The organism is Nostoc sp. DedSLP03 (assembly GCF_034530815.1).
GTDB lineage: Bacteria > Cyanobacteriota > Cyanobacteriia > Cyanobacteriales > Nostocaceae > Nostoc.
This window is the reverse complement of sequence record NZ_JAVRCK010000048.1, coordinates 1-25,262: the sequence shown is the minus strand read 5'-3', so window position 1 is coordinate 25,262 and position 25,262 is coordinate 1. Positions and strand designations below refer to the sequence as shown.

Below are 25,262 nucleotides of genomic sequence, written 5' to 3'. Positions count from 1 at the left end.
GCTACCTATTTTATTGTGCAGAAGCTTGGCTTACACAAGCACAGTTAGCCGATTGCAATTTTTATTTTTCCACAGGTATTGATTGAAAAAGAGATGAGTGATTTGTATAACTTCGATTTTCAAGTTAATTTTGAATATTTCAAAATTTATCGTTTTCTCAGGCAGAGAAATTGAATTGAGGAGTTATGCAGTAGGAAACAACCTTGCTCTGGTACAGTCTACTTGTTGAGTATAGTAGAATATTGCCGCAGGTAACTGTCCGTCGCCTCTTGGACTTAATCTTTGTGGGTGACTTCCTCCTCAGTTGCTACTACACTCAATCAACCGATCATGCAACCACCGATTACAGTTGGCACTGTCTTGCAAAACCGTTACCGCATAATTCAAATTCTCGGACAAGGAGGATTTGGTAGAACCTATCTGGCAGAAGACCAGAGGCGCTTTAACGAACTTTGCGCGATCAAAGAATTGAATTCAACAGCAAGGTCGGCTTTGGATTGGGAGAGGGCACAAGAGCTTTTTCACCGAGAAGCTGCCATTTTATATCAAATCGAACACCCACAAGTGCCAAAATTTCGGGAAAGATTTGAGCAAGACCAACGCTTATTTTTGGTGGAGGACTACGTTGCAGGTCAGACGTACCGCACTCTGCTGGCTGAACGTCAAGCTGTGGGTAAAACTTTCACAGAGGCTGAAGTATTGCAGCTAATAGAGTTGTTGTTGCCTGTTTTAGAGCATATTCACAGTCGAGGAATTATTCACCGGGATATCTCGCCAGAAAACATTATTTTGCGAGATAGTGATGCGAAACCTGTGTTAATTGACTTTGGGGTAGTGAAGGAACTGGCAACGCGTTTACAATCGCCAAATAATCCCCTGCCAGAAACCACCGTGGGAAAATTAGGCTACTCTCCCAGCGAACAAATGCAAACAGGGGGAGCTTATCCTAGTAGTGATTTGTATGCATTAGCGGTAAGCGCGATTGTTTTGCTGACTGGTAAAGAACCAAAGGATCTATTCGATCAAAACCAACTAACTTGGAATTGGCAGCGGTGGGTAAAAGTGAACCCGCGATTTGCTCTAGTGTTGAATCGAATGTTGAATCATATACCGAGCGATCGCTATCAAAGTGCTACTAGTGTATCTCAAGCACTACAACCTTTACACGAAGTCAATCCTCCGAATGTGAATGTGTCTAACTTGCAGACAATGGCAGTTAGTCGCCGTCCTGACTTAGTAGCACCAGCAACTTCGCCCAAGAAAACCGCTCCTGTAATTCCATCAAGTCCCACAAACTCAATTTTGGATAATCCGTTAGCGATCGCCGCAATTGCCATTGGTGTCACGATCGTAGCAGGATTTGGTTCTTGGGCATTAGTCAGTTCCATCCGCAGTCAGTCAAAAACATCAGACGAGACGCTTCCACAAAATTTTCCTTCACCAGTAATTTCTAGTGGTACTACATTCACACCGACACCGACACTAACACCGACACCCACACCCACACTCACACCAACTAACGAGCCACCTGTTATATCTACTAAGCGCCTCAAGCTTACAACATCTAACCCAACCAGGGTTGAAGGTACTCTCAAAGCAAATCAAATTATCCAGTACAGCTTTTTTGGACGAGAAGGTACTAAATTAAACACGTTTATTGACCCAGAAAGCAACATTTTGCTAACAGTCTTAAGTCCCAATGGACAACCAATTGAGAATACTGCCCAACAAGTCACATTTTATCAAGGCACATTGTTGGTTACTGGTAGATATACTATTAAGTTAACTCTGCTTTCAGGTGTTGCCGAAAGCAATTACAATCTCAATGTTGCATTAGAAAAACCAGTCAAACCAATTCCCACAGAGACACCTTTGCCAATTCCCACAGAAACACCCTTGCCAATTCCCACAGAAACACCCTTGCCACTTCCTACAGAGACACCTTTGCCAATTCCCACAGAAACACCCTTGCCAATTCCCACAGAAACACCCTTGCCACTTCCGACCATTACTGAAGCGCCGACTTTGCCGCCGACTGATGGAACCCAACCATTTTCTGGCCAAAGAAATTAATGTTAAACACACTACTGATTACTGGAACTGATACGGAAGCTGGTAAAACTGTTTTAACAACAGCCTTAGCAGCTTATTGGCAAAAATATTACCCGCAGCGTCACTGGGGAATTATGAAACCGATTCAGTCGGGGATTGGCGATCGCGAGTGGTATCAAAAGCTATTCGTGCTAGAACAATCTGCTGAAGAAATCACACCTTTATACTTTCAAGCACCTCTGGCTCCTCCCATAGCAGCAGCAAAGGAAAATCGCCAAGTAGATTTAGCACTTGTGTGGCAAGCTTTGTCTAAGTTGCGATCGCAGCGTGATTTTGTACTTGTAGAAGCCTTGGGAGGTTTAGGTTCGCCAATAACTGAAGAATTAACGGTAGCTGATTTAGCGGGGGAATGGCGTTTACCAACAGTATTGGTAGTACCAGTGAGATTGGGTGCGATCGCTCAAGCAGTGGCGAATGTAGCATTAGCTAGACAATCGCGCGTCAATCTCAAAGGCATTGTTTTGAACTGCGTACAAAGACGAACGGATGCAGAAATAGCCGACTGGACACCATCTCAATTGATTCAATCACTCACTAACACGCCAGTTTTAGGCTGCTTACCCTATCTAGATAACCTGACTGATTTAGATAAACTTGCTCAAATAGCATCAGATTTAGATTGGGAAACACTAATACCAATTCAAAATTCAAAATTCAAAATTCAAAATTCAAAATAAAAGAACTCCTGCCTTCTGCCTCCATCCTAAATAGTTTTCATTGATAGACTGACAATGAATGTCGCCCCCTGTCCAATTCCTGGACTTTCGGCTAACACTGTACCACCGTGTAATTCTACCAAGTGACGGACGATCGCTAACCCTAATCCTAGTCCGCCATGCGATCGCGTGCTGGAACTGTCAGCTTGACGAAAGCGTTCAAATACATGGGGTAGAAATTCGGCAGCAATTCCTGCTCCCGTATCACTCACCCGAATTTGCACGTAAGATTCAATACACTCTAATTGCACATCAACCCTGCCGCCTTTGGGTGTAAACTTGACGGCGTTGGAGAGCAAATTCCACACAACCTGTTGCAAGCGGTTGGCATCGCCCACAACTATCTCCACTTTCGGGTCGAATTTACATTTGATGCTAATCTCTTTAGCCTGGGCTGCTGGATACACAGTATCAATTGCCGCCTCTACAAGCGATACAAGTTCAACCCGCTCCCTCCTTAAATGGAGTGTGCCTCTAATAATTCGTGATACATCAAGAACATCTTCAATTAATTGTGCCAGGGATCTAGTATTACGTTCAATTATCTCTAGTGCCCGGCCAGTAGTAGCTAGATCGAAGTTGCGAGTTCTAAGTAGCTGTGTCCAGCCCAGTATAGCATTGAGGGGTGTACGGAGTTCGTGGGAGAGTGTGGCGAGAAACTCATCCTTCATTCGGTTTGCAGTTTCGGCATCGGCGCGTGCTACTTGTTCGCGTTTCAGCAGTTCTTCGCGTTCTTGCTCTGCTTGCTTGCGATCGCTAATATCAATCATGAACCCATGCAGTAACTGTGGGCCATTTTCATCCCGCACTACATTTACAATGTCATAAAGCCAGACAACTCTGCCATCAGCAGCCAACATTCTGTATTCAAATTCGTAATTATTTAGTGATAGAGAAGATTCTTGGCAATACTGAATAGCCCACTTCCGATCTTCTGGATGCATATTTTTTTCCCAGAAATTATCGGTGTACCAGTCTGACAACGGATAGCCTAGAATCTCAACAGTTTGTGGCCCTACGTAAGTAAAATTCCCAGTATTGGCATTTACCTCCCAAGGAATCACGCGGACTTTTTCGGTAAGTGTTTTTAACCGTTTCTCGCTTTGTTTGAGAGCTGCTTCTGCTAACTTGTGAAGTGTAATATCTGTGACAAGGGCAACAAATCCTGCAACTCTTCCCTCCTGACTGAACTGGGGAATGTAAGTGACATTCACGTAACGGTTTGTGCCATCTTTATCGGGTAATTGGGTTTCGTAAGTTACTTGCTCTCCTGAAAGTACTGCTTCTACATAAGGAAGAATAGATTGATAAACCGACTCTCCCAAAATTTCTCTAATATGTTTACCAGAAATTTCGGAAGCAGGAAGCTCATACCAGTCTTCATATTCTTTATTATTAAAGCGATAACGCTGCTCGCTATCAACATAAGAAATTTTGACAGGCACAGCATTGGTAATTAGGCGCAGTTCATCTTCTCGTTGACGGAGTGCAGCTTCGGCTCGTTTGCGTTCTGTGATGTCGCGTTGAGTTCCCCACGCTCTTACTAAAAACCCATTTTCAACAATTCCCACTAGATTATTCAAGAAATATTTGGAATTACCTTGCTTATCTATTTCATGGGACTCGGCATCAATTAGTCGGTAGTTAGAACGGATAAAGTTACGCAGGTATGCAATATTATGTGGATCGGAGGCAACAAGAAAGTCTCCTAATCTGACACCGATAATTTCTTCGGCACGAGAACAGCCATACATCTGTGCCATAACATTATTGCATTCTGCCAAGTAAACATATTGGTAAAAATGTTGAATTTGTTCATCTTCTGGACAATCTAGCGAAATTGGTACTTCCAGTTCGATGCACCAAATACCTTCTGAACTCTGCTCTAAAAAAGTACGGTAGCGTTCTTCGCTTTTAGAAAGGGCAAGTTCTACTTGTTTGCGTTTGCTTATATCAATCACAAAAGAAATAATATCATTTTGGTTATTTTCTAATAAAGCAGAATCTAACAGAATAGAAACGCGGCTCTTATCTTTGCGGATGTATTCGTTCTCAAAAGGCTGACACACGCCTTTAGTTGTGAGTTCTGCGATCGCACTGTTGTTAGTTTCAATATATTCTGGTGGGATCGTGTCGCACCATCTGACTCGTCCTGCTAGCAAATCCTCCTGAGAATAACCTACCATTCGTAAAAAAGCATCATTAGCTTCTGCGTAGGTGTAGCCCGCACTTCGACAAAGCTCAGTGACCACCGTAGGCATCGCCTCGTCCATCTTGGCTACAATTACCCCAATAATGTTGGACTCTACCAACCTTTTAAATCTGGCTTCGCTCACCTGTAGTTTCTGCAAACTCGTTTGAAGATGTTGTTTGGCAGTGCGTAATTCTGAGTTCAGCAAGTTAATAATTGTTGTTACCAGCACAAATAAGCATAAACGCAGTATGTTGTCAAGACTTACAACCAAGAGCGAAAACACTGGTTCTAAGAAAAAGTAGCTGACGGCTAAAGTAGACAAAGCAGTAGCCAGTAACCCTGCTTCCATACCGCCATACCAAGCACTAACCGCCACGGCAGCAAAAAATAGCAGAAAAATACTTGGTTTGAGTAGTGGCTGTAGCAATAGTGTTAATAGCAATACGCTACCAACAGCCAATAGTGCCACAGCATAAGGCGCTAGAAGGGAACGTGTTCCTCTCAATGTGGCTTCTCCTTTTATGCAGCTAGCTAAAAGATTATTCCCAAAATCAGCTAGAAAATGCGTAGGCGTAGCCCGTCATAGACAATTTTAAAAGCATATATTTTGCCTTCTAATTGTGAATTTACCCAAAGAAAAAAAGTAATAAAAGTCAACCCAGCTATTAATATAATCTGCGCCTGCAATTACAGATGTTTCAGCAAAAAGCTCTGTCGCTGTTCTTTGTAAAATTCGGACAGGTTATTGTTGGTTTACCATAGGACATTCCGTGACTAATGAGCGCATCTAGTTGGTTTTGTCGGAGTTAATTGGATGAATCATGCACTTTTTGCGTTATTAGTAATCAAGGGAGTGAGGGGATGAGGGAGATGAGAGAAAATAACTCTTAACTTCTAACTCTTAACTCCTCACTCAGCACGGGCTAAACGCCCAGCTACCGCTAACAGCACTCAGCACTCTCAAATGGCTCGTACCCCTACATTAAATTTCGATCGTGGCACATTAATTTTGCATCCACCACCACGCGGTAAAGGTTGGATGGACTATGCTACGTGGGATGATAGAGTTGAAAAATTCCGCATCCCAGCAATTAGATATCGATCGCTAGTGGAAGCGCTACAAGCGGAAGATGTGAATTTTATCGATGAGGCCAAGCAATTTTATCCTGTAGATTTGGTTCCTACTCTGGAAATGGAACCCTATTCCCACCAGACTGAGGCGCTAGCAGCTTGGAAACTAGCGGGTAGACAAGGGGTGGTTGTGCTTCCCACAGCGGCGGGAAAGACTTATTTGGCGCAAATGGCGATGCAGTCAACGCCGCGCACGACGCTGATTGTAGTGCCAACTTTGGATTTGATGCATCAGTGGTATGCACATTTAGTAGCGGCTTTCCCCGATGCTGAGGTGGGATTGCTAGGAGGTGGTTCGCGGGATCGAACGGCAATTTTAGTTGCAACTTATGATAGTGCCGCAATTCACGCTGAGACGTTGGGAAATCAATATGCGTTAATTGTTTTTGACGAATGTCATCATTTACCAACAGATTTTAATCGAGTAATTGCAGAATATGCGATCGCACCTTATCGCCTGGGACTCTCCGCGACACCGGAACGTACTGATGGCAAGCACGCTGACTTAAATATCCTCATTGGTCAAGAAGTATATCGCAAACGCGCTGAAGATTTGGCAGGGAAGGCGTTAGCAGAACATGAAATTGTCCAAATTAAGGTAAAGTTATCGCAACTTGAACGGGAAAGATACAACCAGTTAATTCAAACTCGCAATGACTTTTTGAAGCAATCAAAGATTTCTTTGGGGAGTTTGCAAGGTTGGCAAATGTTCGTGCAAATGAGTGCTAGATCGCAATCTGGACGTAGGGCAATGTTAGCGCATCGAGAAGCGAAAGACATCGCTTTGGGTACTGATGGAAAGTTGCGAATTCTGAATAATTTATTAGCAGAACATTATCCATCACGAATTTTGATTTTTACTGCGGATAATGCGACGGTTTACCGCATTTCTCAAGAGTTACTAATTCCGGCAATTACTCATCAAACTCCTGTGAAAGAACGGCATGAGATATTAACCAAGTTTCGCGAGGGTAAATATAATACTTTGGTTGCTTCTCATGTGTTAAATGAAGGTGTTGATGTCCCGGCGGCAACTGTTGCAATTATTTTATCGGGCACTGGTTCGGCTAGGGAGTATACTCAGCGGTTGGGTAGGGTTTTACGGAAGGGAAATATTGAGAATAAGCAGGCGATTTTGTATGAGGTGGTGGCAGAGGATACGAGTGAGGAGGGGACTTCGGCTAGGCGGAGAGGGGAGAGGAGAGCAGGGGGAGCAGGGGAGGCAGGGGAAGCAGGGGGAGAAAAAGAGAGGAAGGGGAAGTTACAGGTTGTGTATGGGAGTGGGAAAGAAACGAGTTTGAAGGCTGCGGAACAGTTAGAAATTAATTATTCAATCCAAAATCCAAAATCTAAAATCCAAAATCCAAAATCTAAAATCCAAAATTCAGCAGATGTTACCGACAGATTTACTGATGCATCGCCAAAACGGGGAAGAGATCATTCCGAAGAGACTGAAGATTGATCGAGCAACTTCGGAGTTGGCGATTGAGTTAATTAATTATTTTCAATCAGCAGTGGGGAAGACTCAAGGTGTGCTTGAGCGACAACTGACTGATTTTGAAGGAGATTCTACAGATTATCGGGTGAAGCGGGGGTTAGCTTATATTCTCAAAAGCAGTTTTTGCACTTTTGAGGTAGTTAGTCCTTTGGAACCACAAATGTTAAGAGAACGGGTATTTTCGTTGGCTGCAAAGTCGGTTTCTAGTCGGGAATCAACCCAAGTTACTTTGAGTAAAATTGCTGATGAGTTAACTCAAGAATTTGAGCGAGAAGTTTTGTTAGAACAGGTTCGGAATGGACTATATGCTGATTTATCTGAGAATAAGATTTTGACAGTGTTTGATGCACCAACAGCGCCAGATTTATTAAATAGATATAACTTATCTCAGGTGCAAGGTGTGTTTTATAAGGCCAGTCAACTGGTGTTAAATGCTCACCGAAATGTTCCCGGAGAATATAAGTTGTTATTTCGCTATTTAAAGTTGTTTCAATTGATGGCTTATATTGAAGGTGATGCTGACCACGGGTTTACAATTACCATTGACGGCCCGACGAGTTTATTTAATCCTAGTACGCGATATGGGTTAGCGATCGCTAAACTTATTCCGGCTTTACTTCACGTTACTAAATGGAGTCTTTCTTCGATTCTCCAAACCCGTGACGCTTATACAAATACCTGGAAAACTGGACGTTTTACTCTCAATTCTGAATGTGGTTTGGTATCCCACTATCCACCAGGTAAGCCCTACGATAGTATGTTAGAAGCATCTTTTGCTGATAAATGGGATGCATTGAAAAGTGGTTGGGCACTAGAGCGAGAAGTTGATTTGATCCCAATTCCTGGTAGTGTAATGATTCCTGATTTTCGCTTGGTGCATCCTGATGGACGCACCTTCTTGTTAGAAATTGTTGGTTATTGGCGACCAGAATATTTACAAAAGAAGTTTTCTCAGGTGCGGCGGGCTGGACGTGATGATTTGATTTTGGCAATTTCCGAACGACTTAATTTAGAAAAGGCGGGAGTAAAATTAAATGATGTCCCTGCCAGAATTGTTTGGTTTAAAGATAAGTTATTGCCAAAAGCTGTGTTAGCTGTGATGGATTAAACAAGGAAAAATCACTGGGTAAATCATAACTAATTTATGCGGAAATGATATGATTTTTTAAACCCAAAATGTAACTTTTACCGATTGATTTGGCAATAGACGCGGATCTTCTCCACGAGATATAGCTGCGATAATTGACTCGACAAATATATGAATTGTGTCCGCAGGCGTATTATAAAATTGTGTCCCGTATTTAGCGATCGCTTCCCCCTGAATACCCAAAATTTCCACATCTTGGCGGATAATGTGTTGAGCAGTCCACCGCACAAAGGGACGCGCTAACTTATTCCAAATACCATAGTTATAGGTGACATCGGTGTAAACCAGAGTTGAATTATCGGTTTCTGGAATAGATTGACTGGTAATGAACAAATGGCGATTATGTGCCATTTTATATTCTACAGAGGTAATATTTGGCATATAAAAGCGATCGCTATGTTTGATCTCTGCACCCTGCAAATTCAGAAAACGGCTGTACCATCCCAAATTACTGTTTTCGTTGCGATACTCCACCAAAACCGAACCATTGCAGCGTTCTACAGTCATTTCTAACTTTTGTTGGCGGGAAGTACGGAAAACCCCAGGATGAACAAAAGCCGTATGGGGAATATCAATAAAGTTCTCTGCACAATTAGTCACATTATTAGCAAAACGGTTAATTACCCGTACCGTCTCCCATCCCGTTTGTCCGTAGTGAGGCATAGAAAAGGGTTCAGTCTCAATACTTGGGGCAACGCTTGACGTATCGGCTAACCGCACATAAACATAGCCATCTTGTTCTTTGGTAGCGTAACACTTGGCTCGACGCTGTGGGGAAGGTTTGAAATCACCTCCTTCGGCTGGAACAGCAATAACATTTCCAACCGCGTCATATACCCAACCATGATAGGGACATTGTAAAGCACCATCACAAATTTTACCTGATGATAGACGGCTATTGCGGTGTAAACAGCGATCGCGCAAAGCTACGGGTTGTCCATCTTCACCGCGAAATATCGCTAACCATTCTCCTAAAACGGTGCGTGATAATACCTTGTTAGGTTGTAACTGTTCGCTGAGGGCGACAATATACCAGAAATCTGCAAATTGCATGGTGGGGAGTTTCGAGGGAAACATATAGCGGAGAAAGTTTTCATTAATTATAGTGATGTAGCTGCAATTGTACTCAAATCTATTTTTTATGAATAAAATGCCGAAAGTTATCAATCAGCACTACGTCCCTCAGTCATATCTGAAAAACTTTAGCCCTGATAGGTCTCAAATTTTTGTCTTCGACAAGCCTAATAAACGCAGTTTTCCAACCCATGTAAAAAACATTGCAAGTGAACGAGCCTTTTACGATTTTCCTCAAAGTGCAACGCAACCAGAAAATATACAGATTATTGAGGAAATATTTTCAGGCTTGGAAACGAAACAAAGTAGATTATTCCAACATCTTCAAAAAAAGATAGATGGAATTTATCGCTTAAGACTCACTCCTAATCAGTCAACAATAATTTACTCAATAAACGTTTTAACGGAAGATCAAAGGCAAGACTTAGCTTGCGTAGTTGCTATTCAATTTCTCAGAACAAAAGAGTTTCGCAAGTTTATAGTAGAAATGCGTCAAGTAACAGAGCCTCTGACAAACCATATTTTAGAAGAGACAATTCTTGAGCAAATCAAACAGTTTGAGGAATTAGCTTCCGTTGATATTGATCAAAAATTAGTTTCTGGAATCAAATCTCTTATTTTTGATGAATGTACATCTATTGTATCTTCAATGTACGATGAAGGTTTAGCTGTCATACACACCAAATTTATCCTTAATTATTATGAACAAGCTGCACAAATATTCAACAGCCACATTTGGATAATCGGAGTAAATGACACAGGACAACCTTTATTTACCTCGGATCATCCAGTTGTTCGACATCCTTATCTATCTTCTAGTGGTATTGCTTCTGAGGGGATTGAAATTGCTTTTCCTATCAATAATAAAGCTATTCTGATTATGCGGGAAAAACAACACTTTCATAAATTCACTAATCAAGACAATAAACTTTTTCCACTTACTTTAGAAGATGTTGAACATTACAATAGATTACAAATCTACAACAGTAATCGATTTGTATTTTGTTCTAAGGATTCTTTTGATTTAGTGAAAACGGTTTGTCAACAACAACCGGAAATTTGTTCAGAAGATAGAAGTAGAATTCAGATTACAAACATTGAGCCACAAGCTGATGATAAAGATGAGCAACCCTGAAATATTCAATTCATGGCTGTAATTTCTAGCGATCGCATTCCCAACTGTACCATCCGACTAGAAATATAACTGTCTAAAGGATCTGGCAGTGGCAACTTGCCGATAGCAACTTTTATACCTATTTCCCAAATACTGGCAACTGATAGCCATAATTCATTGTTTTCATCAACAATATGTGCGATCGCCTCCTCATTCAAACGCTCTGGTTGGGCAAACCACCATAACCAACACTGCGTATCTAGCAAAAGTTTCACTCCTCACCGCCCTCAAATGCTGCCAACATCTCATCCGGTAAAGGAGCGTTAAAGTCCTCTGGCACTACAAAACGCCCTTTATCCTGTCCTAAACTATCGCGGCGATTTGATGAAGTGCGAAACGGAACCAACTTGGCAATGGGAATGCCTCGATCAGAAATAATTATTTCTTCTCCATGCTCTACCCGCAGCAAAAGCTGTGAGAGATTCGTTTCAGATCGATCTATATTTACAGTTTCCATGATTTTATCTAAGTCTCTAAATTGAGTTTAACCAATTCATCCTTCCAGTCTGCAAATTTGAACATTACCGTAAAATAAGCTTTTTAAATTCGCTTTTCGTTGCTACAAATCAAACAGTCTTGGATAAAAAGAAAACTGATGTCAATTGGATGTGCTAAATATCTAACTCGCTAAAGACATTGAAGATTTTAAATAAAGCTCTATTTCGACCGCTAGAAAGTCACTAAAGGTATCATGACTTCTAACAAAATAAGTCTCTTCCTGCCCTTCGCAATATGAGTAAGTTGGTGGGTTATCACCTTCTGAAAGCCTGAAAAAGCTAAACTGATAACCCTGGTGCATGAAAAATACAAAAGCATCCTCTGGTAAAGCTTCAGGAAAATCATTCTCTACCAAAAGTTGTTTAGCCCATTCTTGAATTTGCGGTAGATGCTGGTAAAAGCAATCTGAACCATGTAAAAACTTACCTGCACCATGCCCCATCAACTTGAGAAAGTCTTTGTAATTACTGGGCAAAGTAATACCTTGTTGTTGTTCAAATTGAATTATTTCCAAATCTGAACATGGTAAAAGCTGATTTTCGTTAAAAATAAGCTGAAGTGGTTCGGGTAAATTGCGAATTGACATTTATACCGACTCCTTTACGCAATGTTTCCGTGATATATATTTAGCTGAATGTTCAGGAAAGTTTGCCTAAACTGCTTAATGACATACTCACACGAATCACATGGCTCTCTCTCGGTGAATAACTCAATCTTACCGTTTACTTCTCTATTATTTGTATATTTTTGGGCGATTGCTTCTAATATTTTGTACTCTGAGTCTAAATCTCTTCGGTGGCCGGTAACTTTAAAGGTTTTAAACATCGGTTGATTCGGTAAAACAACCACTCCCTCTCGCAATAGCTTACCACTAAAGGCGAATAGCTCGGTAAACGTCTCATCTACCCATACTCTAGCAATAGCAACATTTCGGGCTGGTGCTGGCACATTACAAGTTTTACGAATTTCTGCGACGCGCTTTAACCAATCCATACTTGCTCTTTTAGTTGTTTTTAAATCACCATCTAAATCTTACGAATTTCAACATTCTCTGTAACATAAACCTGACAAGCTAACCGCGCATGAGGATAATTAGCTGCTAATGTCTCCAGCATTTCCTGTTCATCAGGTTGAGGAGGAGGAATATCACCAATAACCTCAACTAAACAAGTGCCACAAATACCAGTCCGACACCCAAACAAAACAGGTGAATTCTGAATCGTGAGATGTTCAGACAAACTTTGATGACATTCCAGAGTGATAGGAATAAAATCACTTCCTGGAAACGATATTTTACAGAAGTCAGCCATAATACGCAACAATCTTACCTAAACAACACTATTCCATTCCTCTCTGTGGCTCTGTGCCTCTGCGTGAGATATAAACAAATATTCTTGCTGTTCAAAACCTTGAAAAGCCCTTTCTTGAGTTGCCAAATATCGAGAAATTGAATTAGTAGCCATCAGCGACATATCCCGATTCCGTTGCCAAAGATAATCGAGCTTTTCAACATACACCTGATAAGATTTCATTGCCTCTTGATGAGTTGAAAAACTGCGCTGTAATCCTTCTGACTCTTCCGTAAAACAACGCCGCATCATTTCCTTAGCATCCTTATCACTCATACCAAAAATAGGCGATCGCAACACCCGATAAATCTTGCCATACAGCGCCGGATCGTACCAAAAAATCCCGTTTATCACAGCCGAAAAATGAAAATGATCGCGCTGGCATCCCCACAATCCTAAATTAGCAACGAGTCGCTCAAATGCAGTTGGGGGTTTAAGACAAGTGATAACATCGTGAGATATAATTGTCGAACTATTGAAGTGAAAACTTTCATCCATGAAGTGATAATAGGAGACTTTAGCAGGAATGGGAGCCGCTTCAGAATGGGGATGTTTTTGATAATAATTACTGAGTTTGTGCTGTACTAACTTGCCATTTAATGTCCGCACTCCCCGAACAGTGAAATACTGACAAGCTAAAAAAGTATTATTCGCAGAAATTAGCCCAAAGTATTGAAGTTGAATTTTTTTCCACCAAGTTTTTAGAGCATTGGTGTCAGCATAAACCATCGTTTCTGTAAAGGGGCCGCGCATGGGGTAGGTAAAGATAAGTTCTCCAAATAACGCTTGTTCAACCTGTTTGGCAATTGTACGGAAGGCGTTAATGTGCGATCGCTCTTGGGCGGATTCCAAATCTAAGGTATCGCAGATTAAACGGAAATCTTCTTGGGCGTAAAGTCCGGCTGCACTGGTTTGATTGAAAAAGATAGTTGCAATTTCCGCAGAAACAATTTGTGAGTAGTAAGCGACCCAATAAAGTTGGTTCAAAATTATACGCTGATGTTGAGTAGACTGTTCCCATAAAGGTGTACCGTATAGCAGGGAAAACTCTTCTGGGTTCCAATACTCGTTTTGACAATCTTCATAGCGAAAATTGTTAACTGCTTCATCCATTAAAGCAGTATGGTCTTGCTGTTTGTTGCGAGTGTGGTTAATTTGTAATTTGCGATGAATAGTTTTTTCCATATCCGTTTTTATTTCACGCAGAGATAAGATTGAGATTTATTACACACATTGATGGGCGGGGAGTGGTTCAAAAGCTCCGCGTTCTTCTAAATTTTGCAGGATAGACTGGGCTGATTTTCCTCCCATGAGCGATCGCAATATTTGTAATTGGGTTCCACTGTGAGTCTCTGTATCTAGTTCTTCTAAAATTTGGATTTTTTGCGATCGCGTCAGATGTCCTTTTACTTGTTCGATTGCTCTTAGTAAGCTTTGCGGCCCCACCTGTACCATAAACAAAAACTGTGCCAATACATCAAGAATTGTTGTTTGACTGAATGTTGAAACAGTAATTTGATTAAACAAGGTAGTTCCCGTAGCGTGATGACGGGATTCAGATTGTAAAAAACTGGCAAAAATTTCTGCTAAAAATGGATAGCGGCATTCCTTTGCTAAACGCCGATAATGGCTTAAACCCCATCCTTCTAAAACGACTTGCAGCACAAACAATAAAACTGTTTTATCTGCACTTTCAACCACTTCTGATAGTAAGCGTAAAAACGGATCGTCCGTATTAGTTACTTCCATTGCTGGTAAAAAATGGCTAATTTGATGAAGGTGGGTAGCTTCATCAGCCGTAAACAGTCCATAAAGCATTCGTTCTTCAACTGTTTCGGCTAACAGTACCATTTTTGCCATGTAGCCAACACCTGCTTTTTCTATGAAATATGATTCTTCTAACAGACTGCGGTTGGCAAGTTCCAGAATAGCAGATTGTTCAGTAATATTAGATTCTTGAAAAATTTTGACTTTATGTAAGTTAAAAAATTTAGCATCCCAATAATTTAATTGTGGATAATTATGATAATTATTCTGATTAGATAAGGCTGCTGTTAATATCCGTCGCAAACGGTCATCAGAATTTGTGTATGGTAGGTCAAAACCAACAATTTTATATTTTGAATCCATGTTCAGGGTTAGGTGTTGATACAGTTTGAATATTTGGATAATTAACAGTGTCCCAAGTTGCCCAGGTTAAAGCTTTCTGATGATTAACGTGCTGAATAAATTCCAGAATAGATCGATCTGCTTTAGTAGGAGTCTTTAAATCAAACTGAATTGTCTGAAATACCTGTGTATCCCCTTTTGCAAAGTAATTACCAACTTGCTGAGTTAACCATAACAAACCACGATTTAAAACCCATCCCCAAAATCCCGGACGTTTAGGAGTAACAAGAATGGTTTGCCCTTCAGTTTTACCACCTTCGATCGTGCGCAGTGTAAATATAATGTAGAAATGCAGAAAATCTGGGCCTAGCGTCACAGTGCCAGTACTGCCATACCAGTAACACATACTATAAGTAACTTCCTTACGATATAGAGGACGAATCAGGCGAATTAACCAAGAATCATCCCCTCCTCGTGTAGTGTTGCTGAAGGTAATAGCGTTGGGGTTGAGGTTTTGAGAATCAAATATAATCTCTAAAGGTAAATTGTGTACTGTATTGAAATGGTGAGCATCAATTGCATTAATTAGTAAGACATTGGGATGGCAGTTTTTGACAAATTTAGTCCCCAATATATAATCGCAATCTGTTTGTTCTAGTTCTGGTACAAAAGGCAGCGAACTTGGCTTTTCTTCTCCCACCCAAACCCAAATCATGCCGTACTTTTCCGCGGTATGCCAAGTTTTAATACACACAGGTAGCGGTTTTCCGAGAGAAGGAACATCTACACAAATTCCGCGACTGTCATACTTCCAATTATGAAAAAAGCAGCGAATTCCATCACCTTCTACCTTACCTTCTGCTAAATGAGCGCCCATGTGTGGACAATAAGCATCTATAGCTACTACCTGACCGCTAACTCCCCGATAAATTGCTATATTTCTACCTAGCAAAGTTATAGCTTTTACCTTGCCAAGCTTTAATTTTTTTGATGGTAATGTCCAGTACCATCCCTCTATAAATTGTGTTGGATTATTAAAGTTTAAGTGTGGGTTGGTAGATAACATAAAAATTAAATAAGAACACAATTTTGCACAAACTTTAATGATGATTCTGACTTCCACATCCGTTGTCCAGAACGGGTGAGATTGTCATATTTAATTTCAGTTAAACAAACCAATTCATCACCTAAGCGATAGCCAGTATTTTTTTCCTCAAAAAACTGAATATGAGGATTAGTTTGTCGTCCTGATGGAATCTCAATCAGCCCTTCCCGTAAAATTTGGGGATGCGGAAACCGGACAATCCCAGTTGCTTCTTGATATAAGTTACCATAATATTCCTGTGCCAAATTATCCATTAGATGCTTAACATCAGTAGGTGTTGTGACATCATAACGCGGATAGAAATCTTGCCAAAAAGTAGGGAGAAAACGATAAGTGCGAAAACCAGAGCAAATTAGCAGCCAGTAAAGTTTATTTTCTGCATAGTGTTGACGAAGAAAATTGATGGCGGCAATCCAACTACGTGGTAGTGTTGTACTCGACCAAGCACTAGGATCGACGATAGTGTCGCCAGAATACACCACACTAATTTTTTCTCCTAAAAAAGTCGTTTGGCATAACATCAAAGTTGAAAATCCTTTGAGTGCATTGGATGTTTCATCTCTCAACAACAAAACCCAGTTTTTGCGCTCTAGATCGATTTGAAACCCATCCCAGGTTATACCTTGGAAGTGATTTTGCAGTAACGCATACATGGCGGTGCGATCGCTTGGCTGCAAATTTTGAACAGGAATCAGCAAACTCTTCATTACTCGTAAATTACTTAAACTCGATTTGTATTATATTTAATTAAAACTTTATCGACCATTATGGTAAATTTACGGTGTAATGTGACAGATTCCAGAATGGTTATTTACGTTACAATTCCGTATTCACATCTTGCACTCTCTCAATAAGAGTTAATGGAAATCGCCTACTCTACAAAATACAAAATAATTAAGATGTATTTAGATTGAGAAACAAAACGCAACATTATCAAAGCTTTTGTTGAGTTAAGCGATCGCTAACCCAGTCTACTATTTTACACCCCTATTTTTTGACCATCGAGACGGTTCTAGCTGATTTACATACTCCATATATTCAGCTAATGGCCGATCGATATTAAGGAGTAAATTCGGATTAAAGCGAATATTATCGTAAATTTTGCCATCTTCATCTCTAAGCATATAGTAAGCTAACCGAGTACAAAATAACAAAAATTGACTTTGCAGATACCCTAAAATACCTTGACGTTTTTCAGTTACATAAATCGGTTGAATTATCGTTTTTCCAGGTGAAATTGGAGTATAAGCATATATCATATACAGTGGGGGAAAAAGCCTGACATCTTTCATCATTGTTAACAAACCAATGCAACCATGAGCATAACGCATTGAATATTGATATGTAGAACCAAGAAATCTTTGACCTAACTTTTCTCTCCAAGTAGTTTGAGGGAATTGTCCCCACATTGTAAAGTCTATTTGTGTGCCTAATTCACTGCGATGTAGCGACAAATCCATTTTAATGTCTAAATGATGAATTGTTTTTAAATGTTGAGCATCAATCCCGTTCATCATACAGATATGGTGATGGCAACTTCTGGCAAATGCAATATCAGCTTGTGCAACAATTTCTTTTCCCTTCAATTCATCAAAATCAGCCACTCCCTCTGGTGCTTTAGCATCTGGATAAATCCAGATAAATCCATACTTTTCTTCTGTTGCATAAGCTTGCAATTTAGCTTGAGTAGGAATTTCTGATTGACAGGGAATATTTTGACAAATTCCTGTTTCATCAAATGCCCAATGATGAAATGTACAACGAATCCAATTACCATCAACCTTCCCAATTCCTAAATCTGTTCCCAAATGAGGACAATAAGCATCCAAAGCCCGTACTTGCCCATCTTCACCTCTAAAAATGGCAATTTTTTGACCGCATACTTCTACAGATTTTGCTGTTTTTTTAGGGATTTCATGACTAGGACAGGCAATATACCAACCCTTAGCAATCACATTCCAATTATTGAATACTTTCATAATTGTTTGATAGATAATTATTTAATATTTCTTGTTGTTGGCAAATATCATCTCGATATTTACCCGTCAAAATCCTAAATAACATTTTACCTAAACAATAAGATGCCCGCCAAGAAAATACAGCATCTTGTAAATCAATATGGCTACGCTCAAATAAAAAATGTCCAGTTAATCCCAACAATTGAGTTAACGGTAATCCGAAGAGTAACCAAAAATTTTGCAATTTCCAAGTATAAAAGAGTAAACTGTAAAAAAATAATATTCCTAAAATGTGTAAAGTAATATTAATTGGATGTTGATGTTTAAGAATAAAAATATCCCAATAGTTTGTAAAAGGATGATCCAAAATTTGATTATTAATCCGATTTCTTACCTTTTGTTTAGGATTATAGTTGATCTCACTCATGAAAAGATGTGAGTTTCCTCAGATATCGTATGGGCTTGTCGCTTTACAAACAATGGTTCAAGACTACTGTCTTCAAAAGCTGATGAGAATCAAGACTGATTTATTGAGTCTGCTGCCTACATTAATAAGGATGATCTAGCTTGCATTTTGATTCAGTGATTTGTTATACCCCCGCTTGATTGGGAGTCTTACCAGTCTATCCTTGTGTTCCGTTTGTTTTCTTTGTAAATCGTTAAATATAGCTTGCAAATCATATTGAAATGATCGAGCGTAATCTTCTCTGTACTTGTGAATTTCTTCAACTATTTCGTTTTTGTACATGATTAAGTCTCCTGATTATATCCTATGAGTTCATAAGGTGTACAAATAACTGGTAAAACATATCCAAGTTCAGAGCTAATTTGTGATAACTTGCGCTGGATTTGGGCATTTGCCATATGTTTGCAGTTCCATGTTAGCAGATAGTCCAAGCCATACACTGTTGCCAATGCTATATGCAGAGCATCGTTTGATGCTTTTGGTGGGAGATTACTTTGCCTGAGGAATGCTTGGGCAAGCTCTAGAGCCTCTTCTGTTAGTTCAAGGAGCATCAAGGATTGTAACATACTCAACCTTTGAGATGCGATCGCTGGATCTCCCTTAGCTGCTTCATCCTCAACAATTTCTGAAGCATAGAGAATGAATAAACTACGATTTTCATTCCACCAGTCTTGTGTGATCTTGATGTTGGCAGCAAGAATGAGGTTGTCTGTTGCTCTGGCGGTCAAATGACCTAAGATGCTGGTTTCAATGTAGATGCTTTCCTTCACGGCAACTTATAATTCCTTTTGATCCAAACTATCTCCTTAATTTATACTATTGATGGTTTTAGCCTCCCAGATAAACTAAAACAATCATACTTACCAGCTAGTAATAGAATTTATATTTTAATAGTCATTGTCAGCTACACAAATACCTTTACATTTAATACCGTTAGTAGCAGTGCGCTGACAATGAGGACATAGAACTTTTTCGTCTTCTGTTTCTTTATTTATGTTTATACTAGTGCTTTCCTGTAGATTATCTTCGTCGGTCTGAAGTTTTACATTCATAAGAATCGAGGAATTATTCACTGTTTAAATTTTACAAGTTATTGGACTTCTTGGCATTTGTCGGGAAAAGGGGAAGGTGGAACCCCAAGAAGGGGATAAGAGGCGGGGGAAAGGGGGAAAGGTTTGTTATTTTCCCTTTCCCCTTTAACCTTTACCCTTTTCCCCTAAGAGTGCAAAAAGCAAAAAGCACTTTTGCCAAGAGGTCTATTGAGAAGTGATTATCTGTGAGGCACAATTGCTGAATAAAGCGATCGCTCCATCTGCCGTAGGTATCACACTATGTTGTAAAATAGGCGAAAGCTCAACCATAACTCTGTACTCATGAGTCTCCATCCCTTCTTGAAATTTGATATTTCTGAACTCAGCATTGCAGAACGTATCCAACTGGCTGAAGATTTATGGGACAGTATCTTAGAACAGCAAGAGGAACTGCCCTTGAGTTCAACACAACAACAGGAATTAGATCGACGCTTAGAAAATTACAAAAAAAACCCTACAACTGGTTCTAGTTGGGAAGAGGTTAAAAAACGGTTAAGATTCTCATAATGAACTATAACCTGATTATTCAGCCAGAAGCAGAATATGATATTCGGGATGCTTTTGAGTGGTACGAATCTCAAAATCCAGGTTTAGGTTCTGAATTCGTCCGTGCTGTTGATGCTTGTCTTTCGGGAATTGGACGACAACCCCTTGCTTCCCAAGTCATCCACAAACAGGTAAGAAGAGCATTAATCCGCCGATTTCCATACATAATTCTCTACGTTTTTGACCAAGATACAGTTTTTGTACTTGCTTGCTTTCATGCAAAACGCAATCCAAAACAGTGGTTGGATAGAATTGAATAAAATTTCTCTTCATAGCGATAATATTAGTGTTGGGTTGCGTTACTTAACCCAAGCTACAAGAATAGCGATCGCAGTAACGTTCCTAATCAGCGATCGCTTCGTTGTAGGATCTAGCTTGCGTTCGGATGCAGTGATTTGTTAGACCCCCGCTTGATTGGAAGTCTTACCAGTCGATGCTTGTGTTCGGTTTGTTTTCTTTGTAAATCGTTAAATATAGCTTGCAAATCATATTGAAAGGATTGAGCGTAATCTTCTCTGTACTTGTGAATTTCTTCAACTATTTCGTTTTTGTACATGATTAAGTCTCCTGGTTATATCCTATGAGTTCATAAGGTGTACAAATGACTGGTAAAACATACCCAAGTTCAGAGCTAATTTGTGATAATTTGCGTTGGATTTGGGCATTTGCCATATGTTTGCAGTTCCATGTTAGCAAATAGTCCAAGCCATACACTGTTGCCAATGCTATGTGTAGAGCATCGTTTGATGCTTTTGGTGGGAGATTACTTTGGCTGAGGAATGCTTGAGCAAGCTCTAGAGCCTCTTCTGTTAGTTCAAGCAGCATCAAGGATTGTAACATACTCAACCGTTGAGATGCGATCGCTGGATCTCCCTTAGCTGCTTCATCCTCAACAATTTCTGAAGCATAGAGAATGAATAAACTACGATTTTCATTCCACCAGTCTTGTGTGATCTTGATGTTGGCAGCAAGAATGAGGTTGTCTGTTGCTCTGGCGGTCAAATGACCTAAGATGCTGGTTTCAATGTAGATGCTTTCCTTCACGGCAACTTATGATTCCTTTTGATCTAAACTATCCCCTGAATTTATACTATTGATGGTTTTAGCCTCCCACATGAACTAAAACAATAATACTTACCAACGAATAATAGAATTTATACCTTAATAGTCATTTGGTAGCAATAATTCTTTAACTCTCTTGTTGCTTCTTCCAAGCTTCAAAATCTCTAACACGTAACTCAAATTTATCCTCAAAACCAACTGGATCAAAATACTCGTATACCATCTCATTACCCTTATAGAAAAAAGTAATTAAGTTAATCCAATTCTCAAGGTCTACATTGCCATCTATTCTCCAAAGCTTTATCTTTGTGTGACTGTCTTTATTTGGCAAGTTTGCACTCTTTCTATTTGCATAATCAGTTTTAAAATAAACTTTGACGGCTCCATCAACGTGACGAGTAACTTTCTGGGTAACGTTTCTCTCACTGTGAACATACTTATTGAAGTAGTAGCAGTCATACCACTGACCATCATCAGAAATCTCTTCTGTCTCAAATGTTTTGATACCATCTCTAAAACTCCAGAAGAATTCAGTTCGATGTAATTTATACTCATATTCAAAAAGGGAGTTTTTATTTCTTCCTAAAAGTGTTAACCCAACATAATTCGGGTCATCTAATTTTTCTGGATCAAATGCCGGCCCATACCAAGTATCGAATTCTAGTATCTGATCGTATTCTTCTTTTGATTTCAATGTACTGTGGTGATCTATTGCAATTCTGAATTGATTGAGTGATTGTGTTTCTTGATAATAAGTTATCCATCGCCCTAAAAAACCTGAGTTTGAGTATGAAAGGTATCTACTCCGTAAAAAACGATGGTATTGAATAATATAGTCCTTGTACTCAATACCATAATCATGCATTATCAGTTCACCATCAAGAAATAACAAGTTATCTTTGTCTAACCTTTCCTTAAGTTCAGGAAAAATTTGGAAAACTGTACTGTTGTCAATATTTTCATTAACTATTGCTTTGAATGAAAAATTGCTGCGATGCAATTCAGCAACAATGTAATAAACTGCAATTTTCCTTAATTCCTTTTCATCATTTTGAGAAGTATCTAAATCTGAAAACATCCCTATTGCAGGAGGAAAGCTTTTTACTAAGCTTTTTTTTTCGTCACTTGACAAAGCCAATAAATCTTGAACAGCTGCATCGACAAGCTCAGAGAGCAATTCCCTAACGTTTTGATTCTGCTTGATACCTCTTTCATAGCTAGGTAGGTCAAGAGGCTTGATTGAGAAATGTCTACACTTCTTAATTAATTCTTTTAATTTCCTATTGTCTAATGCTAACTCATGCATATTTATGTTTCAAATAAAGTTTATCCAAAATAAACAACTAGGACTTACGTGATTTTACAGCATAAATCCCTGATTTTATGATTAATTATAGGCTTTTTATCTCTCTTTGCGTCTCTGCGCCTCTGCGTGAAATAATTCAACAAGGAAACAAAACCGTTCCCAACTTTTCACGCCCCAAGCGATCGCTCACTTTCCCCCGACAAACAACCCGAACTCCATTAATATAAACTGCTTGCACAATTTCATCTGAACCGCGCTTAACCATCCGAGGTTCACCATCTAAAACGGGATCTGATATCTGCATTTGCGGGCTAATTGGCTGATTTAAAGCATTAGGATCGAGTAAAACTATATCGGCTTTCGCACCAATTTTGAGAACTCCCGTATCAAGACGAAACCAACCAGCAGGTTCGCCGGTAACGCGGCAAATCGCAGCTTCCGGTGATAGAAACTTCGTTGCAAATGCTTGTTTGAGCAAAGACAAAGCTCCATCATAGTAGCCCAGGTTACGCACGTGAGCGCCAGCATCGGTAAAACCAGGCAAAATATGCGGATGCTGCATCATCGCTAAACGGGGTTTTAGGCGATCGTTCGCTCCTGTCGCCACCCAGCGTAAATCTGTATCGTATTTTTGTAATGCGTGGATAAATAAATCTACTGGTTCTTGTTGCTTTTGACGAGCAATTTGGGCAAAACTTAACCCTTGCCAACTTGCTTCGGGACAGTGAATAACTTCCATCAAATCCAAGCGACGATGGAATGATTTACGCCGTTTACTCAGCCATTCTTGGCGAAATTGACGACGAAAAACTTCCGATGCCCATAGTTGTTGTCTTTCTTCTCGTGACTGACAGTTATTGAGTTGTGCGCCTGTGGAGAATTCTTCAAATAAGGGAGTCACAGATCCATCAGAGTAAATGGTGAAAGGTTCCGTTAGGGTTTGAAAGCGCACATTACCATTTAGAAGCCGATTCCAAATAAAAAGTAGAGGGGAAAATATTCGCCATAGGTTGCGATCGTGTACGGCATCTAAGGCTGAGAGGACTGTTAGGCGCAGTGGTTTTTGTCCAATACCTGAACCCATACGCAGAATATCGACAAAGGAAGCGAGTCTTTGTAAGTTGGGTGTGACTTGAAAAACACGATCGCACCGCCGACACAAATCTGCTAACATCGCATATTCTTTAAATTTGGCGTGTTGAGAGGGAATTGTACAACCTTGCCATTCTCCACTCATCCGATGCCAGGGAAACATATCAATAGAAATACCAATAAAGCCAGCATCTATTGCATCTCTGGCTATGCGCTGCATCAGTTTTAGTTCAAATTTTGTTGGCTGAACCGTTAAGCTGCGTTCTAATCCCATCACATAAGCGCGTAAGGCACTGTGTCCAAACATTGGGGCAACATTGGGGCCAAGGGGTAACTGTTGCAAATGCTGTAAATATTCTGCTGGTGTCTGCCAGAAAACCGACTTTTGTAGCCATTTTGCAATCAGCCGATGGGAAAGTGTCTCTACCCTCTGAAAAATATCAGCCAGGATTTGGGGTTGGGCGATCGCAACAGACAAGCTACAGTTACCAATAACCACGCTGGTAACACCATGACGCACTGATTCACTCAATCCTGGTGCAATTTCTACCTCTAAATCGTAATGAGTATGAATATCTATAAATCCCGGTGTCACCCATAACCCAGAAGCATCAAGCACTTCACGCACTGGGGTAGTTAAGGAGGGTGTGAGGGTGACAATGCGGCCGTTTTGAATGCCGATATCTCTGCGAACAGGTGGAGAGCCTAAGCCATCGAAAATTAACCCGTTTTGAATCAGCAAATCTAACATGATTGTTTGTTTTCCTTTGATGTCGCCACCGGAAAGGGCGGGTACGCCATCGCACTACAGTATGACGCAAATATTCATTGCTACATCTTATACTACATAATCAAGAACCCCTTCAAGCGATCGCTGAGAGTCACAGACGTTACTTAACTTTCACATACATCGAAACAGGCATTTTTGTAACTAGCAATTTCAGTTATCTCTATCTGTCTTATGTAATAAGTCCTATACCTACCCTAAGTAGGGTTATCTATCTATATTTGTTCGTTAAGTTGTATGAAGTATTGAAAGCAGAATACTTTTAACTTAGTTGGAGTTTTTATGACTTACACAATTGATGAAGCAACAAGACCAGCTTTAGAAACTTTTCAACGCTTTGATGTAGATACTCAGCTAGCCCTACTTTGGTTCGGTTATCTCGATCTTAAAGACCAGCTAAAGCCTGCACCTCCTCCAAGGATCGAAGTTCCTGCTCAAACACTGTTTGACCAATTTCTAGAGTTGTCTCATGAAGAGCAACTGCAAGCACAACGCGACATCATTAATGGTGCAGCTAACAATATTAGTCAATCCTATAATGCTCTAACTGCTAACGCTAGATTAGACGTTTGGTTACTGCTGGCACAAGGAATGGAAAATGGAACCATCATTCCAGTGCCGTCCGACTATCAACTACCTGGTGAAACAGACGAATTTATCGCATTAATCAAAAATCTAGACTTTGAGCAACGGATTAATTTCATGTTGAGTGTGGTGCAAAAAATGGGTTAGTTGACTGCAAAAACTCTCAATATTCTAGAATTGGGGATAACTAAAAGTAGTAAATTAAGCGGCGTTGCATAAATGCGGGATGAATCAGTTAAACACGGGTATTTTCCTATACTTC

The 25,262-nt window shown here is 40.1% G+C and carries 25 protein-coding genes and 1 pseudogene; 9 read left to right on the top strand and 17 right to left on the bottom strand.

What is annotated here, in order from left to right; translation table 11 throughout:
* The first annotated feature begins 330 nt into the window (after positions 1-330).
* The gene (locus tag RM368_RS22230) at positions 331-2,073 is read left to right on the top strand and encodes a protein kinase domain-containing protein (RefSeq protein ID WP_322696077.1); all 1,743 of its coding nucleotides are present in this window, start codon (positions 331-333) and stop codon (positions 2,071-2,073) included.
* Positions 2,073-2,789, top strand: coding sequence for a dethiobiotin synthase (gene bioD, locus RM368_RS22225; RefSeq protein WP_322696049.1), 717 nt, complete (start codon positions 2,073-2,075; stop codon positions 2,787-2,789). The genes RM368_RS22230 and bioD overlap by 1 nt, the downstream gene beginning before the upstream one ends.
* A gap of 26 nt (positions 2,790-2,815) precedes the next feature.
* On the opposite strand, the gene RM368_RS22220 is transcribed toward bioD, so the two are convergent.
* The gene (locus RM368_RS22220; protein ID WP_322696048.1) at positions 2,816-5,527 is read right to left on the bottom strand and encodes a PAS domain S-box protein; all 2,712 of its coding nucleotides are present in this window, start codon (positions 5,525-5,527) and stop codon (positions 2,816-2,818) included.
* A gap of 459 nt (positions 5,528-5,986) precedes the next feature.
* Between RM368_RS22220 and RM368_RS22215 the strand changes: the two genes are divergently transcribed.
* On the top strand, positions 5,987-7,615 hold the full coding sequence (locus RM368_RS22215) for a DEAD/DEAH box helicase (protein WP_322696047.1): 1,629 nt from the start codon (positions 5,987-5,989) through the stop codon (positions 7,613-7,615).
* Positions 7,545-8,759: a DUF790 family protein gene (locus tag RM368_RS22210; protein WP_322696046.1), complete on the top strand. Its 1,215-nt coding sequence runs from the start codon at positions 7,545-7,547 to the stop codon at positions 8,757-8,759. Before RM368_RS22215 ends, RM368_RS22210 begins: the two co-directional genes overlap by 71 nt.
* Before the next feature lie 57 nt (positions 8,760-8,816).
* Here the strand turns inward: RM368_RS22210 and RM368_RS22205 are convergent, their stop codons facing one another.
* Positions 8,817-9,851 carry an aromatic ring-hydroxylating dioxygenase subunit alpha gene (locus RM368_RS22205; protein WP_322696045.1) on the bottom strand — a complete coding sequence of 345 codons (1,035 nt, stop codon included), beginning with the start codon at positions 9,849-9,851 and terminating at the stop codon, positions 8,817-8,819.
* Between the two features lie 88 nt (positions 9,852-9,939).
* Between RM368_RS22205 and RM368_RS22200 the strand changes: the two genes are divergently transcribed.
* Positions 9,940-11,007 carry a DUF4238 domain-containing protein gene (locus tag RM368_RS22200; protein WP_322696044.1) on the top strand — a complete coding sequence of 356 codons (1,068 nt, stop codon included), beginning with the start codon at positions 9,940-9,942 and terminating at the stop codon, positions 11,005-11,007.
* A 14-nt stretch (positions 11,008-11,021) separates the two neighbouring features.
* Here the strand turns inward: RM368_RS22200 and RM368_RS22195 are convergent.
* From RM368_RS22195 to RM368_RS22140, 12 genes and pseudogenes are all read right to left on the bottom strand, one after another.
* A pseudogene (locus RM368_RS22195) lies at positions 11,022-11,261 on the bottom strand (type II toxin-antitoxin system VapC family toxin); the annotation flags it as partial.
* The gene (locus RM368_RS22190; protein ID WP_322696043.1) at positions 11,258-11,503 is read right to left on the bottom strand and encodes a type II toxin-antitoxin system Phd/YefM family antitoxin; all 246 of its coding nucleotides are present in this window, start codon (positions 11,501-11,503) and stop codon (positions 11,258-11,260) included. The gene RM368_RS22190 and the pseudogene RM368_RS22195, both read right to left, overlap by 4 nt.
* A gap of 162 nt (positions 11,504-11,665) precedes the next feature.
* A complete protein-coding gene (locus tag RM368_RS22185; RefSeq protein WP_322696042.1) occupies positions 11,666-12,130 on the bottom strand; it encodes an SMI1/KNR4 family protein in 465 nt (154 codons plus the stop codon).
* A 14-nt stretch (positions 12,131-12,144) separates the two neighbouring features.
* Positions 12,145-12,537 carry a deaminase domain-containing protein gene (locus tag RM368_RS22180; RefSeq protein ID WP_322696041.1) on the bottom strand — a complete coding sequence of 131 codons (393 nt, stop codon included), beginning with the start codon at positions 12,535-12,537 and terminating at the stop codon, positions 12,145-12,147.
* A 32-nt stretch (positions 12,538-12,569) separates the two neighbouring features.
* Entirely contained in the window at positions 12,570-12,854 is a 285-nt protein-coding gene (locus RM368_RS22175) for a 2Fe-2S iron-sulfur cluster binding domain-containing protein (protein ID WP_322696040.1), read from the bottom strand.
* 18 nt (positions 12,855-12,872) lie between these two features.
* Positions 12,873-14,078 carry a P-aminobenzoate N-oxygenase AurF gene (locus RM368_RS22170; RefSeq protein ID WP_322696039.1) on the bottom strand — a complete coding sequence of 402 codons (1,206 nt, stop codon included), beginning with the start codon at positions 14,076-14,078 and terminating at the stop codon, positions 12,873-12,875.
* 39 nt (positions 14,079-14,117) lie between these two features.
* The gene (locus RM368_RS22165; RefSeq protein WP_322696038.1) at positions 14,118-15,023 is read right to left on the bottom strand and encodes a ferritin-like domain-containing protein; all 906 of its coding nucleotides are present in this window, start codon (positions 15,021-15,023) and stop codon (positions 14,118-14,120) included.
* Positions 15,007-16,068 (bottom strand): aromatic ring-hydroxylating dioxygenase subunit alpha, encoded by a 1,062-nt coding sequence (locus tag RM368_RS22160; RefSeq protein ID WP_322696037.1) that lies wholly within the window; start codon positions 16,066-16,068, stop codon positions 15,007-15,009. Before RM368_RS22160 ends, RM368_RS22165 begins: the two co-directional genes overlap by 17 nt.
* 5 nt (positions 16,069-16,073) lie before the next feature.
* Entirely contained in the window at positions 16,074-16,814 is a 741-nt protein-coding gene (locus RM368_RS22155) for a hypothetical protein (RefSeq protein ID WP_322696036.1), read from the bottom strand.
* 267 nt (positions 16,815-17,081) lie between these two features.
* Positions 17,082-18,086: an aromatic ring-hydroxylating dioxygenase subunit alpha gene (locus RM368_RS22150; RefSeq protein ID WP_322696035.1), complete on the bottom strand. Its 1,005-nt coding sequence runs from the start codon at positions 18,084-18,086 to the stop codon at positions 17,082-17,084.
* Entirely contained in the window at positions 18,070-18,492 is a 423-nt protein-coding gene (locus tag RM368_RS22145) for an Mpo1-like protein (protein ID WP_322696034.1), read from the bottom strand. The genes RM368_RS22150 and RM368_RS22145 overlap by 17 nt, the downstream gene beginning before the upstream one ends.
* Positions 18,493-18,815: 323 nt before the next feature.
* Positions 18,816-19,301, bottom strand: a complete 486-nt coding sequence (locus tag RM368_RS22140; protein ID WP_322696033.1) for a type II toxin-antitoxin system VapC family toxin — start codon at positions 19,299-19,301, stop codon at positions 18,816-18,818.
* A gap of 603 nt (positions 19,302-19,904) precedes the next feature.
* Here RM368_RS22140 and RM368_RS22135 point away from each other — a divergent pair.
* From RM368_RS22135 to RM368_RS22125, 3 genes are read left to right on the top strand one after another with little or no spacing between them, the layout of a single operon-like run.
* The gene (locus RM368_RS22135) at positions 19,905-20,129 is read left to right on the top strand and encodes an addiction module protein (protein WP_322696032.1); all 225 of its coding nucleotides are present in this window, start codon (positions 19,905-19,907) and stop codon (positions 20,127-20,129) included.
* Entirely contained in the window at positions 20,129-20,428 is a 300-nt protein-coding gene (locus tag RM368_RS22130; protein ID WP_322696031.1) for a type II toxin-antitoxin system RelE/ParE family toxin, read from the top strand. Before RM368_RS22135 ends, RM368_RS22130 begins: the two co-directional genes overlap by 1 nt.
* Positions 20,421-20,570: a hypothetical protein gene (locus RM368_RS22125; RefSeq protein ID WP_322696030.1), complete on the top strand. Its 150-nt coding sequence runs from the start codon at positions 20,421-20,423 to the stop codon at positions 20,568-20,570. Before RM368_RS22130 ends, RM368_RS22125 begins: the two co-directional genes overlap by 8 nt.
* Before the next feature lie 156 nt (positions 20,571-20,726).
* Here RM368_RS22125 and RM368_RS22120 read toward each other — a convergent pair whose 3' ends face one another.
* The 3 genes from RM368_RS22120 to RM368_RS22110 form a co-directional block, all read right to left on the bottom strand.
* Positions 20,727-21,212, bottom strand: coding sequence for a type II toxin-antitoxin system VapC family toxin (locus RM368_RS22120; protein ID WP_322696029.1), 486 nt, complete (start codon positions 21,210-21,212; stop codon positions 20,727-20,729).
* A gap of 145 nt (positions 21,213-21,357) precedes the next feature.
* Positions 21,358-22,536 carry a hypothetical protein gene (locus RM368_RS22115; protein ID WP_322696028.1) on the bottom strand — a complete coding sequence of 393 codons (1,179 nt, stop codon included), beginning with the start codon at positions 22,534-22,536 and terminating at the stop codon, positions 21,358-21,360.
* 136 nt (positions 22,537-22,672) lie between these two features.
* Positions 22,673-24,379 carry a D-aminoacylase gene (locus RM368_RS22110; RefSeq protein WP_322696027.1) on the bottom strand — a complete coding sequence of 569 codons (1,707 nt, stop codon included), beginning with the start codon at positions 24,377-24,379 and terminating at the stop codon, positions 22,673-22,675.
* Between the two features lie 318 nt (positions 24,380-24,697).
* Between RM368_RS22110 and RM368_RS22105 the strand changes: the two genes are divergently transcribed.
* Positions 24,698-25,147 carry an orange carotenoid protein N-terminal domain-containing protein gene (locus tag RM368_RS22105; protein ID WP_322696026.1) on the top strand — a complete coding sequence of 150 codons (450 nt, stop codon included), beginning with the start codon at positions 24,698-24,700 and terminating at the stop codon, positions 25,145-25,147.
* Positions 25,148-25,262: the final 115 nt, after the last annotated feature.

Coding starts and splice junctions, on each gene's coding strand:
- RM368_RS22230 (WP_322696077.1), top strand. CDS start 331: ATGCAACCACCGATTACAGTTGGCACTGTCTTGCAAAACCGTTACCGC.
- bioD (WP_322696049.1), top strand. CDS start 2,073: ATGTTAAACACACTACTGATTACTGGAACTGATACGGAAGCTGGTAAA.
- RM368_RS22215 (WP_322696047.1), top strand. CDS start 5,987: ATGGCTCGTACCCCTACATTAAATTTCGATCGTGGCACATTAATTTTG.
- RM368_RS22210 (WP_322696046.1), top strand. CDS start 7,545: ATGTTACCGACAGATTTACTGATGCATCGCCAAAACGGGGAAGAGATC.
- RM368_RS22205 (WP_322696045.1), bottom strand. CDS start 9,851: ATGCAATTTGCAGATTTCTGGTATATTGTCGCCCTCAGCGAACAGTTA.
- RM368_RS22200 (WP_322696044.1), top strand. CDS start 9,940: ATGAATAAAATGCCGAAAGTTATCAATCAGCACTACGTCCCTCAGTCA.
- RM368_RS22190 (WP_322696043.1), bottom strand. CDS start 11,503: ATGGAAACTGTAAATATAGATCGATCTGAAACGAATCTCTCACAGCTT.
- RM368_RS22185 (WP_322696042.1), bottom strand. CDS start 12,130: ATGTCAATTCGCAATTTACCCGAACCACTTCAGCTTATTTTTAACGAA.
- RM368_RS22180 (WP_322696041.1), bottom strand. CDS start 12,537: ATGGATTGGTTAAAGCGCGTCGCAGAAATTCGTAAAACTTGTAATGTG.
- RM368_RS22175 (WP_322696040.1), bottom strand. CDS start 12,854: ATGGCTGACTTCTGTAAAATATCGTTTCCAGGAAGTGATTTTATTCCT.
- RM368_RS22170 (WP_322696039.1), bottom strand. CDS start 14,078: ATGGAAAAAACTATTCATCGCAAATTACAAATTAACCACACTCGCAAC.
- RM368_RS22165 (WP_322696038.1), bottom strand. CDS start 15,023: ATGGATTCAAAATATAAAATTGTTGGTTTTGACCTACCATACACAAAT.
- RM368_RS22160 (WP_322696037.1), bottom strand. CDS start 16,068: ATGTTATCTACCAACCCACACTTAAACTTTAATAATCCAACACAATTT.
- RM368_RS22155 (WP_322696036.1), bottom strand. CDS start 16,814: ATGAAGAGTTTGCTGATTCCTGTTCAAAATTTGCAGCCAAGCGATCGC.
- RM368_RS22150 (WP_322696035.1), bottom strand. CDS start 18,086: ATGAAAGTATTCAATAATTGGAATGTGATTGCTAAGGGTTGGTATATT.
- RM368_RS22145 (WP_322696034.1), bottom strand. CDS start 18,492: ATGAGTGAGATCAACTATAATCCTAAACAAAAGGTAAGAAATCGGATT.
- RM368_RS22135 (WP_322696032.1), top strand. CDS start 19,905: ATGAGTCTCCATCCCTTCTTGAAATTTGATATTTCTGAACTCAGCATT.
- RM368_RS22130 (WP_322696031.1), top strand. CDS start 20,129: ATGAACTATAACCTGATTATTCAGCCAGAAGCAGAATATGATATTCGG.
- RM368_RS22115 (WP_322696028.1), bottom strand. CDS start 22,536: ATGCATGAGTTAGCATTAGACAATAGGAAATTAAAAGAATTAATTAAG.
- RM368_RS22110 (WP_322696027.1), bottom strand. CDS start 24,379: ATGTTAGATTTGCTGATTCAAAACGGGTTAATTTTCGATGGCTTAGGC.
- RM368_RS22105 (WP_322696026.1), top strand. CDS start 24,698: ATGACTTACACAATTGATGAAGCAACAAGACCAGCTTTAGAAACTTTT.